This window comes from Frigoribacterium sp. AC759 (genome assembly GCF_979256015.1).
This window is the reverse complement of the sequence record NZ_CEEDMT010000188.1, coordinates 1-237: the sequence shown is the minus strand read 5'-3', so window position 1 is coordinate 237 and position 237 is coordinate 1. Positions and strand designations below refer to the sequence as shown.

Sequence of the window (237 nt, the reverse complement as noted above, 5' to 3'; positions counted from 1 at the left end):
GAGGAGACCCTGTGCGACGCGTCGGACCTCGGCCTTGCGACCGGCCCGGAGGGCCGCGATGGGACTGGTGGCAAGCGACTCCTCCGTCGACATCAACCAGACGAGGGTCTCCTCATCGCTGAACCCGTTGTCGTGCAGCACGGTGATCGTGCCCCGGAGATCGCTTCGCGGCGGACCGTCCACATCGAGGAAGACCGACGGGGTCCGCAGCGCGCCAGCCACCTTGGCACCCACGAC

1 protein-coding gene is annotated in these 237 nt (G+C 68.8%); it reads right to left on the bottom strand.

Annotation, left to right across the window (positions count from 1 at the left end; all coding sequences use genetic code 11):
* Positions 1-237 (bottom strand): Rv2175c family DNA-binding protein (locus ACZ6JE_RS15595; protein ID WP_464319539.1); only part of this gene is annotated, 237 nt, incomplete at both ends.